This is a genomic window from Campylobacter sp. US25a (assembly GCF_004379075.1).
Classification (GTDB): Bacteria; Campylobacterota; Campylobacteria; order Campylobacterales; family Campylobacteraceae; genus Campylobacter_D; species Campylobacter_D jejuni.
In genome coordinates this window covers 76,327-90,494 of the sequence record NZ_RYYM01000004.1, presented here as the reverse complement: position 1 = coordinate 90,494, position 14,168 = coordinate 76,327, and the positions used below count along the sequence as shown (strand labels likewise).

General features: G+C 30.6%; 14 protein-coding genes. 8 read left to right on the top strand and 6 right to left on the bottom strand.

Annotated elements, in window-relative coordinates:
- Position 1 precedes the first annotated feature (1 nt).
- On the top strand, positions 2-943 hold the full coding sequence (locus tag ELQ12_RS04625; protein ID WP_134264597.1) for a hypothetical protein: 942 nt from the start codon (positions 2-4) through the stop codon (positions 941-943).
- Here the strand turns inward: ELQ12_RS04625 and ELQ12_RS04620 are convergent.
- Positions 935-1,387, bottom strand: coding sequence for a methylated-DNA--[protein]-cysteine S-methyltransferase (locus tag ELQ12_RS04620; RefSeq protein ID WP_002856786.1), 453 nt, complete (start codon positions 1,385-1,387; stop codon positions 935-937). The two genes, ELQ12_RS04625 and ELQ12_RS04620, sit on opposite strands and share 9 nt — an antisense overlap.
- A gap of 54 nt (positions 1,388-1,441) precedes the next feature.
- Between ELQ12_RS04620 and ELQ12_RS04615 the strand changes: the two genes are divergently transcribed.
- Genes ELQ12_RS04615 through trmA form a run of 5 tightly spaced genes read left to right on the top strand, consistent with a single transcriptional unit; the run spans position 1,442 to position 8,835 of the window.
- Positions 1,442-3,988, top strand: coding sequence for a bifunctional aconitate hydratase 2/2-methylisocitrate dehydratase (locus ELQ12_RS04615; protein WP_070252938.1), 2,547 nt, complete (start codon positions 1,442-1,444; stop codon positions 3,986-3,988).
- Between the two features lie 59 nt (positions 3,989-4,047).
- Positions 4,048-5,286, top strand: coding sequence for an ankyrin repeat domain-containing protein (locus ELQ12_RS04610; protein ID WP_070261294.1), 1,239 nt, complete (start codon positions 4,048-4,050; stop codon positions 5,284-5,286).
- Positions 5,283-6,032, top strand: a complete 750-nt coding sequence (locus ELQ12_RS04605; RefSeq protein WP_052858706.1) for an SDR family NAD(P)-dependent oxidoreductase — start codon at positions 5,283-5,285, stop codon at positions 6,030-6,032. The genes ELQ12_RS04610 and ELQ12_RS04605 overlap by 4 nt, the downstream gene beginning before the upstream one ends.
- Positions 6,029-7,762, top strand: coding sequence for a Na+/H+ antiporter NhaC family protein (locus tag ELQ12_RS04600; RefSeq protein ID WP_134264596.1), 1,734 nt, complete (start codon positions 6,029-6,031; stop codon positions 7,760-7,762). The genes ELQ12_RS04605 and ELQ12_RS04600 overlap by 4 nt, the downstream gene beginning before the upstream one ends.
- Positions 7,759-8,835 carry a tRNA (uridine(54)-C5)-methyltransferase TrmA gene (gene trmA, locus ELQ12_RS04595; RefSeq protein WP_134264595.1) on the top strand — a complete coding sequence of 359 codons (1,077 nt, stop codon included), beginning with the start codon at positions 7,759-7,761 and terminating at the stop codon, positions 8,833-8,835. The genes ELQ12_RS04600 and trmA overlap by 4 nt, the downstream gene beginning before the upstream one ends.
- Here trmA and ELQ12_RS04590 read toward each other — a convergent pair.
- Positions 8,822-9,238 carry a membrane protein gene (locus ELQ12_RS04590; RefSeq protein ID WP_002861471.1) on the bottom strand — a complete coding sequence of 139 codons (417 nt, stop codon included), beginning with the start codon at positions 9,236-9,238 and terminating at the stop codon, positions 8,822-8,824. The two genes, trmA and ELQ12_RS04590, sit on opposite strands and share 14 nt — an antisense overlap.
- A 118-nt stretch (positions 9,239-9,356) precedes the next feature.
- On the opposite strand from ELQ12_RS04590, the gene ELQ12_RS04585 reads away from it, so the two are divergent.
- A complete protein-coding gene (locus tag ELQ12_RS04585; protein WP_126240042.1) occupies positions 9,357-9,770 on the top strand; it encodes a CoA-binding protein in 414 nt (137 codons plus the stop codon).
- Positions 9,770-10,981 (top strand): threonine ammonia-lyase, encoded by a 1,212-nt coding sequence (ilvA, locus tag ELQ12_RS04580; RefSeq protein ID WP_044779273.1) that lies wholly within the window; start codon positions 9,770-9,772, stop codon positions 10,979-10,981. The genes ELQ12_RS04585 and ilvA overlap by 1 nt, the downstream gene beginning before the upstream one ends.
- Here ilvA and truA read toward each other — a convergent pair.
- The 4 genes from truA to uppS are packed head-to-tail and all read right to left on the bottom strand — an operon-like array spanning position 10,978 to position 14,166.
- Positions 10,978-11,703 (bottom strand): tRNA pseudouridine(38-40) synthase TruA, encoded by a 726-nt coding sequence (truA, locus tag ELQ12_RS04575; protein ID WP_074487121.1) that lies wholly within the window; start codon positions 11,701-11,703, stop codon positions 10,978-10,980. The two genes, ilvA and truA, sit on opposite strands and share 4 nt — an antisense overlap.
- The gene (locus ELQ12_RS04570) at positions 11,700-12,725 is read right to left on the bottom strand and encodes an LptF/LptG family permease (protein WP_002861467.1); all 1,026 of its coding nucleotides are present in this window, start codon (positions 12,723-12,725) and stop codon (positions 11,700-11,702) included. Before ELQ12_RS04570 ends, truA begins: the two co-directional genes overlap by 4 nt.
- The gene (locus ELQ12_RS04565; protein WP_044779275.1) at positions 12,725-13,501 is read right to left on the bottom strand and encodes an A24 family peptidase; all 777 of its coding nucleotides are present in this window, start codon (positions 13,499-13,501) and stop codon (positions 12,725-12,727) included. The genes ELQ12_RS04570 and ELQ12_RS04565 overlap by 1 nt, the downstream gene beginning before the upstream one ends.
- Complete coding sequence (gene uppS, locus ELQ12_RS04560) at positions 13,498-14,166, bottom strand: polyprenyl diphosphate synthase (protein WP_044779276.1); 669 nt, start codon at positions 14,164-14,166, stop codon at positions 13,498-13,500. Before uppS ends, ELQ12_RS04565 begins: the two co-directional genes overlap by 4 nt.
- Positions 14,167-14,168 lie beyond the last annotated feature (2 nt).

The window sequence follows — 14,168 nt, the reverse complement described above, 5'->3', positions numbered from 1 at the left end:
TATGCAAATTAGCAATTTAGGAGAACTTTTAAACGCAACACTCATTCATGAAGGTAGCGTTTTAAGCGTGGAGGGTTTTGCCATAAATTTAAACGAACTTAAAGCAGGCTTTGCCTTCTTTAATAACGATAAAAAAGAAATTACCCAAGCTGTAAAAAAAGGCGCTTATGCTATAATTACAGAAAATGACATTACTATTGAAGATAAAGACATTTTTTACTTTAGAGTAGAAAATCTAGAACAAGCTCTTGTAAGATTTTTACGCTTTTTTTGTGAAGATAAAGAATGTGAATTTTTGCTTTTTAAATCTTACGAACTAAGTCTTTGCAAGGCTTTTTATTTTAACATTTTAAAAGGAAATATTTTTGCTGATTTTGAAAAACTAATCAAAGCAAAAAAGGGTGAAATTTTTTGCTGCTGTGAAGAAAATTACTTAAATAAACTTTGCGCCTATTCTCATAGTCTAAAAGATGCTAATTTTACTTTATTATCGCGATCTAGCTTTTTTTTTACAACTTTGATTTGTGAAAATTTATATTTTAAAAATCTTAATTTGCCTTTTTTTTACGCAAATAGTTTTGCAAAAATTATTTCTTTTTTAAAAGAAAAAAATCAAAAAATAATATTTGATTTTAATAAGATTGATGATTTTAAAATTTATTTTATTGACGATAAATTTGAAATCACTCCTTTTGGTTCAAGCTCTCAAGCGTTTATTGTAAGTAACAACCAAAATACCTTTGAATTCTGGAAAGAAAAATTTAAAAACATAAAAGACTTTAAAATTGCTTCTAAAAATTCTTTATTTTGCGATTTTTCCTATAATCAGCTTTCAGATTTAAGAAAATTAAAAAATTTTAAATATTGTTTAATTCTTGAAAATTATGATATTTTTGAACAAGAATTTGAAAACAAAAAAAATCAAACCCCAAGCTTATTTTAAATTCACTCCTTCATTTTCAAGCAAAAATCTTTTTATTTCAAGCCCTCCATTATATCCTCCTATGCCATTGCTTGCAATAACTCTATGACAAGGTATAAAAATAGGAATTTGATTTTTAGAATTTGCATTTCCAACAGCTCTAAAAGCTTTTGGATGATTAATTTTTTCTGCTATATCTTTATAAGTAGCTATTTTACCATAAGGAATTTTCATTAAAGCCTTATAAACCTTTGATTCAAAATCTGTACCTTGTATCAAAACAGGAATGCTAAATTTTCTAAGCTTATGAGTAAAATATAAATCAAGTTCATATTTTGCTAAGTCAAGCAAACTACAATTTTTTTCTGATCTTTTATTATCACAAAAATCGACTCTAGTTAAAAATTTTCCATCACTATGTAAAGATAGGTAACATAAAGGCATTTTATAATAAACTTTAAACATTTTTTATCCTTCAAAGAGCTACAATTATAATAAAAAATATTTAAGGAGTAGAAAATGTCTTTTATGCAAGAATACAATAAACTTGTTGAAGAAAGAGCCGCTTTGGGTATACCACCCCTTCCTTTAAATGCAAATCAAACTAAAGAACTTTGTAAACTACTTGAAAATGAAAATAATGAAGAGCTTGCAAATCTTTTAGAAAATAGAGTAAATCCTGGTGTTGATGATGCAGCTTTAGTAAAATGTGAATTTTTAGATTCTATACTTAAAGGCAAAATCAGTGCTCCAAATATAGACAAAAAAAGAGCCTTAAGAATGCTTGGAACTATGCTAGGCGGATATAATGTTAAAGTTTTAATCGATGCCTTAAAAGATGAAAACATAGCCAAAGATTCTGCAGAAGTGTTGAAAAATATTATTTTTGTACATGATAATTTTCATACCATAGCTGAACTTAGTAAAAACAATCCACACGCTAAAGAAGTTTTACAAAGCTGGGCAAATGCGGACTGGTTTAACAAAAAAGAAAAATTACCTCAAGTGATTAAATGTATAGTTTTCAAAGTAGCAGGCGAAACAAATACCGACGATCTAAGTCCTGCAGGAGATGCTTTTACAAGAAGCGATATTCCTTTGCATGCAAATGCCATGCTAAAGGTAAGACAAGCAGGATCCTTAGAGAAAATCAAAGAGCTTAAAAAAAGCGGTCGTGAAGTAGTTTATGTAGGTGATGTTGTAGGAACAGGTTCGAGTAGAAAATCAGCAATAAATTCTATACAATGGCACTTAGGAAAAGAAATAGAAGGGGTACCAAACAAGCACAGCGGTGGTATAGTAATGGGTTCAACCATAGCACCGATTTTCTTTAACACTGCTCAAGATAGCGGAGCTTTACCTATCATCTGCGATGTAACAAACTTAGAAATGGGCGATGAGTTTGAAATTCATCCTTATGAGGGAAAAATCATAAAAAATGGCTCTACAATCGCAGAATTTACACTCAGTCCAAACACTCTCTTAGATGAAGTTAGAGCAGGAGGAAGAATCCCACTTATCATAGGTCGTGGGCTTTGTGCTAAGGCTAGAGAATTTTTAGGCATGGAAAGCGAAAATATCTTTACCAAACCTGAACAACCTAAATCTTCAAGCGGTGGTTATACCTTAGCTCAAAAAATGCTAGGTCATGCCTGTGGAGTTGAAGGTGTGCGTCCAGGTATGTATATAGAACCTATGACTTTAACTGTAGGCTCTCAAGATACCACAGGTCCTATGACTAGAGATGAAATTAAAGAACTTGCAAGCCTAGGTTTTAATGCAGACTTTGTTATGCAAAGCTTTTGCCATACAGCTGCTTATCCAAAAGTAAGCGATTCAAATTTACATAAAACTTTGCCCAATTTCATGACAAGTCGTGGTGGGGTGAGTTTAAAACCAGGTGATGGGGTTATCCACTCTTGGCTTAATCGTTTTGTATTGCCAGATACCGTAGGAACAGGTGGGGATTCTCACACACGCTTTCCTATAGGAATTTCTTTCCCTGCAGGAAGTGGACTTGTGGCTTTTGCTGCGGTTACTGGTTCTATGCCTTTAAATGTCCCTGAAAGTGTTTTAGTGCGTTTTAGCGGGGAATTACAAGCTGGAGTTACCTTAAGAGATTTGGTTAATGCTATACCTTATTATGCAATCAAACAAGGACAACTTACCGTTGAAAAGAAAAATAAGAAAAATATTTTTGCAGGAAAAATTTTAGAAATAGAAGGCTTACCAAACTTAAAAGTCGAACAAGCTTTTGAACTTAGTGATGCAAGTGCTGAAAGATCTGCAGCTGCTTGCAGTGTGGATTTAAGCATAGAAAGTGTAAGCGAATATATCAAATCCAATATTTCTTTAATTGAAGCTATGATAGAAGCAGGATATGAGAATAAAGCTACCCTTGCTAGAAGGGCTGAAAAAATGAGAGAATGGCTTAAAAACCCTACTCTTTTAAGAGCAGATAAAGATGCAAAATACGCTTATATTATAGATATTAATCTTAATGACATTAAAGAGCCAATCCTAGCTTGTCCAAATGACCCTGATGATGTGGCAACCTTAAGCGAAATTTTAGCCGATGATAAGCGTCCAAAAAATATAGATGAAGTTTTTGTAGGTTCTTGTATGACAAACATAGGACATTATAGAGCTTTAGGAGAAATTTTAAAAGATAAAGGCATACTTAAAACCAGACTTTGGGTAGTGCCTCCAACAAAAATGGATAAAGCACAACTTACCAATGAAGGTTATTACAGCATCTTTGGCGCAGCAGGTGCTAGAATAGAAGTTCCTGGTTGTTCTTTATGTATGGGTAATCAAGCTAGAGTAAATGATGGAGCTGTAGTTTTCTCAACTTCTACAAGAAATTTTGACAACCGTATGGGAATGGGTGCTAAAGTATATTTAGGCAGTGCAGAACTTGCGGCAGTTTGTGCGATTTTGGGTAAAATTCCAAGCAAGGAAGAATACTTACAAATTGTCAGCGAAAAACTAAGTGATGAGCATAAGGCAAATATCTATAGATATTTAAATTTTAATGAGATTGAAAATTTCAAACTTGAAAATTAATTCAAATTTAATACTTATTTGGATTAAATAACAAAATTAAAATTTTCAAAGGAAAAATATTGAAGTTATTATTCACTTCCTTTTGTTGTTTTGCAAGTTTAATGGCTAGCGATGCCATTAACTGCGACAACATTAAAAATAATAAAACATTGCTAAATCAAAGTTCAAATTTAAATTATTTAAATATAGCTTCAAGCTGTAAAGAATCTTTAAAAAATCAAGATTTTACAAAAAAACTCTATGCAATTTCCAATGAAATTCGCGGAAGCAATAGCTCTTGTAATGGTGTGGCTTATTTGCCAAAATTACAACAATTTGATTTTTTATTATTAAAAATAGCTATCGATCCCATCGCTTATCAAAAAACTTTAGATACACCCGAAAATTTAGAAAAAAAATATGATATTTTAAAATCTTATTTTAGATATTGGGCATATCAAAGCATAGGAAATTTTAGACTTTACAAAGCTTTTTGGCAAGAATACAATAATGCTATAGAACCTTTGGAAAAGTATTTTGAAAGTAATTTTAATTTTGACAAAGGTAGTAATATTTACTATACTAGCAATGCCTTAAACGAATTTTTAAATTGGGCTGTTGGTGAAACAAAAATTTACAAAGACATTAGTCCTTTAGCAAAAATCATGTCAAATAAAAATTATTCAGTATCTTATATACAAGATTTTATTTTTTCAAATAATCCAAGCCAAGATGATCTTACTATAGCCTTGCAAGCAGCGCTTCTAAATCAAAGAGAAAAAGAAATTTTAGAACTTTTGATTCGTTTTGGTGCTAGGATTGACGAAGGTTATGAAAGTGCTATTTTTTATGCATTGGAAAATTATGAAAATACAAATTTTTTAATCCAAAATGGAGCGAATGTTAATCAAGCCAATGCCTTTGGTAAAACCCCACTTTTTTATGCCATAGAGTTTAATCGTCTTGATATCATAAAACTACTTCTTGATAATGGAGCAAATGTTAATCAAAAATATATTAATAACAATGAAAAATTAGCATTAAGTGCGAACATAGGTTCAAATACGCCTTATTTTATTACATTTTGTGCTCTAGAGCACACTTCAAAAAATGTTTTAATGCATGCTGCAGCCTATGGAAATGTTGAAATTTTAAAACTTCTTATTTCAAAAGGAGCAAATTTTAATGCTGTTGATGATCTTGGTTTTAATGCACTTGACTTTGCGCTAGCAGCAGGTAAAAAAGAAAATGCTGATTATCTAAAAAGCTTGGGTTTAAAAGCAAACGAAAATCTATTTTACGGAGGTAGTTTAGAATGAAAACCGCATTTATTACAGGAGCTAGTTCAGGTTTTGGTAGAGCTTGCGTTGAAGCTTTTATACAAGAAGACTACAAAGTAATCGCCCTTGCTAGACGCAAAGAGCGTCTAGAAGAGTTAAAAAATGCTCACAAAGATAAGATTTACACGCTTTGCATAGATGTAAGAAATCAAAAAGAAATCTTTGAGGCTATTGAAAATTTACCCAAAGAATTTCAAGAAATTGATGTGCTTTTTAATAATGCAGGTTTAGCTTTAGGGGTAGATGAATTTGATAAATTAAACCTTGAAGATATTAACACTATGGTAGATACAAACATCAAAGGGTTTTTATATATTGCAAAAGCTGTTATTCCTATACTTCGCAAACAAAAAAATGCTTATATTTTTAACTTAGGTTCAGTTGCGGGACGCAATCCTTATTTTGGAGGCAATGTGTATTGCGGAACCAAAGCCTTTGTAGGACAATTTTCATTGGCCTTAAGAAATGATCTTAGAGGAAGCAATATCAAAGTAACAAATATTGCTCCAGGACTTTGCAAAACTGAATTTAGTGAAGTACGTTTTAAAGGAGATATTCAAAAAGCTGATGCAGTGTATGAAAATACGCAATTTATCAGCGCTAATGATATTGCCAAAGTGGTAATGTCTATCATTAACCTACCAAGCCATATTAATGTTAATGAAATCGAACTTATGCCTGTCACACAAACTTGGAATGGATTTTATATAGAAAGAGATGAATGAATAAATTTTTAGTTTTATTGTTTTTACCTTTAGTTGCATTTGCAAACTCCTCAGAAGCAGCTGCAAATGCTAATTTATTTGGAGTTTTTACGCTTATACCACCTTTAGTTGCTATTGCTTTAGCTTTTATCACAAAAGATGTTATTTTGTCACTCTTTGCTGGAGTTTTAAGTGGAACTTTTCTACTTAGCCTTTCTGCAAATATTTTCAAAGCACAACATTTAGCTTTTGTAAATTTTTATAATACTGCAGTAGAATCTTTTTCAAAGATTATTTCTTATATCTTAGGTTCAACTTCTGATCCAGTAAATGCGGGAATCATTTTACAAATTCTTTGTATAGGTGGTCTTGTGGCGCTTATCACAAAAATGGGTGGTGCAAAAGCTGTAGCATTAAAATTTGCCAAAAGAGCCAAATCAGCTGTATCAGCTCAAGTTAATACTTGGTTTTTAGGGCTTTTAATATTTTTTGATGATTATGCTAATTTACTGATCGTAGGTCCAATTATGCGTCCTTTGGCGGATAAATTTAAAATTTCTCGTGAAAAATTTGCCTTTATTATCGACTCTACCGCAGCTCCTGTGGCAGGAATAGCTGTAATTTCCACTTGGATAGGCTTAGAAGTTTCCTTAATTAAAACCGCTTATGAACACATAGGCATTAGCGATATTAGTGCTTTTGGAATTTTTGTCGAAACCATACCTTATCGTTTTTATAATATCTTCATGCTTTTTTTTGTAGTCATGACTGCAATCATGGGACGTGAGTTTGGTTCTATGTACAAGGCTGAAGTGCGTGCAAGAACCACAGGGCAAATTGCTCCTCTACCTAAATCAGGCACACTAGATACTGCTGAATTAGAAGATCAGTTTTTAGCACCAAAAGAAGGTATTAAAATTCGTGCTTTTGATGCTATTGTTCCTATTTTTACTTTAATCATTTTAGCTATATTAGGATTTTATTTTAATGGACTTAGCACTTTAGAAGGTGAAGAACTTGCAAAAGCAACTGCCAATCCTTTGTCTTTTGAAACTTTTAGGGCTGCTTTTGGAAATGCTGATTCTTCTGTGGTGTTATTCCAAGCTGCTTTGTTTGCTGCTATTGTAGCGATTTTTATCGGGGTGCGTCGTAAAATTTTCAATCTTAAAGAAGCAGTAGAAACTTGGATATATGGCTGGAAAACCATGATTTTTACTATAGTATTGCTTTTATTTGCTTGGTCGCTTTCAAGTATAGTAAAAGATCTAGGAACTTCTTTATTTATCACTAGTTTGCTTGCAGATAAATTGCCTGAGTTTATTTTACCTGCTACTATTTTTGCTTTTGCTTCAGCCATTTCTTTTGCCATAGGAACAAGCTATGGAACTATGGGGATTTTAATGCCTTTGGCTGTGCCTTTAGCTCATGAAATCGCCAAAATCAATGGTATGGATGCAAATGCTATGCATCATTATATGGTTATTAATATAAGCTGCGTTTTAACAGGTGCGATTTTTGGAAACCATTGCTCACCAATTTCAGATAATGTAATCCTTTCATCTATGAGTGCAAAATGCGATCATATGGAGCATGTAAGAACACAAATTCCTTATGCTTTATTTATCTGTGGTATTTCTTTAATCACTGGATATATTCCTGTATCTTTAGGACTTAGTGTTTGGTTTGTCTTGCCTTTGAATTTCATACTTATTGCGCTTTTACTAAGACTCATCGGAAAGAAAGTTCCATGAGTCTTGAAAATTTTGGAAATTTTCTTACTTTAGATGAAAAACATTCTTTCATAAAAAAATATTTTAAAGAATTTTATACAAAGGAATTTAAACTTTTTGCCTCAAAAGATAAACATTATCGTACAAGAGCTGAACTTTCATTTTATCATGAAAATGATACGCTTTTTTATGCAATGTTTGATCCAAAAAGCAAAAAAAAGTACATTATAGAATATTTAGATTTTGCTGATGAAAAAATTTGTGCTTTTATGCCAAAACTTCTAGAATACTTGCGTCAAGATAATAAATTAAAAGAGAAACTCTTTGGCGTGGAGTTTTTAACCACAAAGCAAGAACTTAGCGTAACTTTACTCTATCATAAAAATATAGAAGATATAAAGTCAAATTTAGAAAATTTAAGCAATATTCTTCATATCAACCTTATAGCAAGAAGTAAAGGCAAAAAACTTATTTTTAAAACAGAAAATCTAAGACAAACTTTAAATATTCAAGATAGAAAAATATTTTATGAATTTAACAATGATTGTTTTATTCAGCCTAACACTACTATAAATGAAAAAATGATTACTTGGGTATGTGAAATTTTAAGCACTCAAAAAAAAAGAATGGATTTACTTGAGCTTTACTGTGGGTATGGAAATTTTACTTTAGCTTTAGCACCATTCTTTTTTAAAGTTTTAGCCACTGAAATTTCAAAAAGCAATATTAATTTTGCTTTAAAAAATTGCGAGCTTAACAGTGCAACAAATATCCGCTTTGCAAGACTTTCAAGCGAAGAATTAAGTCTTGCTATCAAAAAAGAAAGAGAATTTTTTCGTTTAAAAGATATTCGATTAGATGATTTTAATTTCTCTCATGTTTTAGTTGATCCACCCCGTGTAGGACTTGATAAAAGCGTAATTGACTTAATAAAAAAATATGAAAATATTATTTATATTTCTTGCAATCCTATCACTTTAAAAGAAAATTTAAAGGAATTAAGCCTAACACATAGAGTGGAAGAGTTTGCTCTTTTTGATCAATTTGCCAATACTCCACATCTTGAATGTGGAGTATTTCTTAGCAAGGTATAAAAAAATAATTCATTAATTTAGCCAGTATTACTATCGCGATACAAAGCACAAATACAAAAGGATGGATAAAAGCACCAAGCGGGTTTTTCTTCTTTAATATAAAATGACAAAATAAAGAAAAAACAACTAAAGATAAAATTCCAAAAGCCAAAATAATTTTTATAGCAAAAAGTAAATTTAAAGGTTTAAAATGAAAACCTGCCAAAGCACCTCCGCTTAAAAAAAGCAAAAGAACCACAAAAGGCATTATTTTAACCCCAGTAGCACTAAAAAGACTTTTGTCAAAATTAGGATTTTTCTTTTTAACTACACCCAAAACAAATACATCAACAAACAAATAACCTATAAACAAAATAGCACAAAGAAGATGGATTGTTAAAGTATATGGATAAAATTCTTCCATTTTTCCCTCCTTATTAAACTTCGGAATTTGCTATATTATAACACTTTTTTCATTTTTTGAATTCACTTTAGTTAATTTTTTAATCGTTTAAGATAAAATACCAAAACAAAGGTTAATAATGAATGAAAAAGAAACTATCTCTTATATTATAAATACAAGTAAAAATATTACCATATTTGCTTTAAGTCCAGATAAGACAAAAGCTTCTTATAGGGTAGCAGAATTTTTACAAAGAAAAAATTATAAAATTTTTCCTATTTATCCTAAAGAAGAGTTTATTTTAAATGAAAAAGTTTATAGAAATTTAGATCAAATAGAAGAAAAAATCGATACACTTATACTTTTTAGAAAAGGCGAAGTGGCAGTAGAAATTCTTCCTAAGCTTGTTGAAAAAAATATTAAAAACCTATGGCTTCAACTTGGTATTAGTAATGAAACAGCCAAAAAAGAATGTAAAAAATTAGATATAAATTTTATACAAAATCGTTGCATTATGCTAGAATATCCGTATTTTAAAACAAAGGAAAAATAGTGTTAGAGCTTAATAAAATTTACAAAGCAAAACAACAAATTTCAGGGTTTGTAAACAAAACTCCTTTCATATACTCTTCTTTTTTAAGTGATATTTGTCAAAGTGAAATTTATCTTAAAAATGAAAATTTACAAATTACAGGTGCTTATAAAATTCGTGGAGCTTATAATAAAATAGCCAATCTTAGCGCTGAACAAAAACAACATGGAGTCATTGCCGCAAGTGCGGGAAACCATGCTCAAGGCGTGGCCATTAGTGCAAAAAAATTTGGCATTAAAGCGGTTATTGTAATGCCAGAATCCACTCCGCTCTTAAAAGTTTCTGCTACAAAAGCCTTAGGAGCAGAGGTGATACTCAAAGGGGATAATTTTGATGAATCCTATACTTTTGCAATCTCTTATGCTAAAGAAAATAATCTTAGTTTTATCCATCCTTTTGAAGATGAATTTGTAATGGCAGGACAAGGAACTTTGATGCTTGAAATGCTTGATGAAATAAGTGATCTTGATATGATTATCGCACCTGTTGGAGGTGGAGGACTTATAAGTGGTATCGCAAGTGCAGCTAAACAAATCAATCCAAACATTAAAATCATCGGCGTTGGAGCCAAAGGAGCTCCTGCAATGTATGAAAGTTTTCATGCTAAAAAAATCAAAAATGCAAAAAGCGTACGCACTATAGCCGATGGTATTGCTGTGCGTGATGCAAATCCTATTAATTTTAATATTATTTTAGAATGCGTAGATGATTTTATCCAAGTTGATGATGAAGAAATCGCTAATGCGGTATTGTTTTTACTTGAAAAACATAAAATCATAGTTGAAGGCGCAGGAGCTGCGAGTGTAGCCACCCTACTTCATCAAAAAATAAATACACAAAATCATAAAAAAATTGGCGTAGTTTTAAGCGGAGGCAATATCGATGCACAAATGCTAAATATCATCATAGAAAAAGGTTTATTTAAATCTTACAGAAAAATGCAAATTCATGTTACTTTAGTAGATAAACCTGGGGCATTATTACACCTTACAGACAGCTTAAAAATAGCCAATGCAAATATAGTAAAAATCGACTATGATAGATTTTCCACCAAGCTTGATTATGGCGATGCGATGATTTCAATTACCCTAGAAACCAAAGGCAAAGAACATCAAGAAGAAATAAGAAAAATTTTAACCCAAAAGGCGTTTAATTTCTATGAAAGTTTTTAATAACATATACGGCTTAAATAAAGCCCATTTGGCGGTGCTAAAAAGTGATTGTATTGCTTTTTAGCATCAATCTGTTCTTTGAGTTCTTTTTCACTCATTTTTCCTTCTAAAACCTTTAAAACACTTGCTACGCTTAATCTAATTTGCCCTCTTAAAAAACCATTAGCTTTAAAATGAAAAATGCTAAAATCTTTATAAGCATAAGCTCTAGCAATAAAAATTTCTCTTAAAGTCGTTTTATTATCTCCTCCACTTTTGCAAAAAAACTTTAAATCCTTTTTTCCCACAAAAAAACCCAAAAGCTCATTAGCCTTATCTAAGTCAAATTTAGGATAAAAATGTACATAAGAAGCCATAAAAGGACTATAAGAAGAGTGAGAAAATATATAGCGGTATTCTCTACTTTTTACATCAAATCTTACTTCAAAATCATCTTTTGCTTTTTCAATTTTTTTGATATGGATAAAAGGATGGGAAAATTTATTAAGCTGTTTTTGAAGATATTCTAAATTTGTAAAATAATCTCCGCATTCTACACTAGCTACAGCATAGCTTGCATGTACTCCTTTATCTGTACGAGAAGCCATCAAAAGAGGTGAAACAATACCCAAATGCGATAAGGCACCACTTAAAGCATCTTGAACACCTTTTTTATGAGGCTGAGTAGCAGAACCTAAAAAAGCAGAGCCATCATAAGAAAATATAATTTTTATTTTCATCAATAACGACTCAAAATCATTTTCTTAAAACAATAAGCCGAAACAAATAAACTTAAAGAAAAAATTCCAAGGCAAGCCAAAATTGGAGGTTGAGAAAAAGAACTTAAAAGTCCAAAATATATAGCAATCACTCCAAACATACCTAAATACACATAGCCTTTTTCATAACGATAAGTAACCAAACCAAAACAAAGCGCAAAAAGCGTACTAGCAAGTGGAAACAAGGCTATAGTTGTATAAATCACAAATTCTCTTGCTCTTTGTGGATTTTCGTTTAAATCATTCCAGTATTCATAAAATTTCTTTGTTTGAAGATTGTCTGTATTAAACTGAGTATTTACTACTAAAGTGTCAAATTCTCCACTAAAAATACTTTGACCTTGCTCAAAATTATACATTTTGCCTTGATTTAAGCTAAAAGCAAAGCTATCATCTTTTCTTTGCACATGCGCTTCTTTGGCTATGATAAGTTGTTCTTTATCATCTGTTTTATGTTTAGGGCGATACATAATTATGTTTTCATACTTATCACTATCTTGTTTTTCTATAAAAATCATCCAGTCTAAAAATTTTTGTCCAAATTCTCCTGTTTTGTAGTTAAATTTCACTTGAGTGCTTTTATAGTTTACAAAGTTATCCTGAAGTTCAAATACTATAGGTATCATTACCAAAGCCACAACAAGCATAAAAGCACTAATCAAGCTTGCAATTTTAAGGAAAAATTTTGCCAAAATCATTGGTGAAAATCCCAAAGTAAAAAGTACTATGCTTTCATTTTCCTTAGAAAGCCTAAACAAAGCCAAAGTTAAAGAAATAAAAAAAGATATAGGCAAGGTAAAAATTAAAATTCTAGGCAACATAAACCCATAAAGCTTTAAAAGATCCAAAAAACTAATCTCTATGCTTGAAGTAAGTTTTGCAAGTTGAATAAAAAACACCATAGATACAATAGCAAAAAGTACGAAAAATATAGACAAATTCGTACTTAAAAATTGATTTAAAACATATCTTAAACTAAGCTTCATTAGAATAATCCTAAGTTTTTATAAAATAAAACTGCCACAAAAGCGATATTTAAAAAGGGTATCATAGCAAGTTCTTGCTCTTTTATTGCTTTAATTTTAAAAAAAATAAAAAAAGGCAAAGTTAAAATAGAAGCTATAAGTAATACTAAAAATCCATACTCAAAACCTAAAATTCCACCTATACAAGACATAATGATAATATCAGCATCACCCAAATTTTCTAAAATTTCATCTTTTTTTCGGAAATTCATTAGAAAAAAAACCAAACTTTTTAATAAAAAAACAAATCCTCCAAAACTAAAAGCATTTAGTAAAAAACCTCCGCTAAACTCTTTAAAAATCAAAAAATGTAAAATTTCACTTTCCCTAAAGGCGTAAAAAAAAGCAAATAAAAAAGCGCTCCAAAGTAAAATTTGTGGTACGGCTTTGAGTTTAATATCAATTAAAGAAAGTAAGAAAAGATTAAATAAAAATAGAGATAAAAATAAAAAATCATAAAAATTTTGACTTAAAGAATAAACCAAAATAAGCAAAATTATGCCTAAAATTTCATTGATTAATAAAGAAATAGGCAAATGACATTTGCAAGTTTGACATTTTGCCTTTAAAAAAACATAAGAAAAAATAGGAATAATTTCATAGTATTTTAATTTTGTATCGCAAGAAAAACAAAAAGAGCGCGAGATAAAAAAAGGTTTTTTTTCAATTATCCTACTTGCCAAACTTGCGCAAAAAGAACCCAAACAAGCCCCTAGAATTATTATGAAAAGTATCATTTTCCAAAAGTTCTTTCTCTATTTCTAAATTCTTTAATAATCCTTTTAAATTCTCTCTTGGTAAGAGATGGAAATAAAGTTTCACTAAAATAAATTTCAGCATATGAACACTGCCAAAGTAAGAAATTTGAAAGTCTTTTAGCATTTCCAACGCGAAGCATCAAATCCACATCTAAAGGTAAATCTAAATTTTGCGTTAAATTTTCTTCATTTAGCTCAAGTTTTTTTTCGATCACACGCTTAGCAGCTCTTATAATTTCATCTCTTGCACCATAACTTATAGCCAAATTAACACAAAGTGCGTCACAATGCTTTGTTTTTTCTTCAACTAAGGTAATTTTTTCTCTTACTTTATATTCCAAACGCGATAAATCACCTATAGCTCTTAAACGCACATTATTTTTTTCAAATTTTTCTAAAGCTTCATCTAAACAACGATCTAAAAGTTCAAAAATAAAATCAATTTCATCTTTAGGACGCTTCCAATTTTCCGTACTAAAAGCAAAAAGGCTTAAATTTGAAATATTTTCTTCCATGCAAACTTCCATCAATTTTTGCATAGTTTTGACTCCTTGGGAATATCCAAGTTTTGCCAAAAAACCCTTAGCCCTAGCCCAGCGCCTATTACCATCCATAACAACAGCAAGGTGTTTTAATTCATTCATTT